This is a genomic window from Polaromonas sp. P1_E3, from assembly GCF_056405935.1.
The window spans coordinates 1-968 of sequence record NZ_JBFUBD010000693.1; the positions used below are offsets into that span (position 1 = coordinate 1).

The window sequence follows — 968 nt, forward strand, 5'->3', positions numbered from 1 at the left end:
GTGTGGCAAGTTGGTCCGGCTGGTCGTGGTGCAGCATGTGGCCGGCGTCCTGGATCACGGCCACCCGCGCCTGGCGTACCTGTTTGAGCCGCTCGTGGTACTCGGCCAGGCTGTATTTGCCCTGCCACCAGGTAGCCAGTGAATCGTCAGACGCCTCAACAGCCAGCACGGGGGCGCTGATGCTGCGGTAAATCTCCAGGGCTTCGTCAACGCGGTAGAGCTGCGCGCTGGTGATCTTGTGGGCGGCTTCCCCCAGGATTTCCCATTTGCCTTCGGCATTCGGCCGGGACCAATGGCTGGCCAGCCAGCCGGCCTTGTCGGCCGACAGGCGCGGGTTGGTTCGCATCAGGCGGCGCGCCACGCCGGCCACGTCGGCATAGGCTTTGAGTTCCAGTTCGCCTCTATGCAGGCTTTTGAGCTCGTCTATCCATTTGGCATAACGGCCGGGTGCCTGCGCGGCTTTGCTGGGCGGCAGGCCAAAGCCTTCCAGGTTGACCAGCTTGCGGATGCGTGCGGGCCGCACGCCTGCATACAGCATGGCAACATTGCCGCCCATGCTGTGGCCTACCAAATCAACCGGTTTGTCGCCCGCGTAATGGTCAAGCAGGAAGTCCAGGTCGGCCAGGTAATCGGGAAACCAGTAATTGTCCGCAGGGCTGCCTTTGGGGCCGGAGCCGGTCAACCCGAAACCACGCCAGTCGGGCGCGATGATGGTCCGGCCTTGCACGAAGGCGTCCGACAGCGCGTCAACCATAAACTGGTAAGAGGCTGCCACATCCATCCATCCATGAACCAGAACCAGCGGCGGCAATGCCGGGTTCGCGCCTGCTGCGCTTTCCCAGAGCCACACGTGGTAACTCAAGCCACGTATAGGGACAAACTCGCTGCGGGAAGATCGTTTTTCTTTGTACATTGGGCTAAGAACCTCTTTACGATTTAAACGCGGTCGCGTTGGGGTGCAATCGGGA

Annotated in this window: 1 protein-coding gene; it reads right to left on the reverse strand. The window is 61.8% G+C overall.

All coding sequences use genetic code 11. The annotated features are described in order from the left end of the window. On the reverse strand, window positions 1-913 hold a 913-nt coding region (locus AC1D0Z_RS22850), incomplete at its 3' end, for an alpha/beta fold hydrolase (RefSeq protein WP_477660417.1). Window positions 914-968 lie beyond the last annotated feature (55 nt).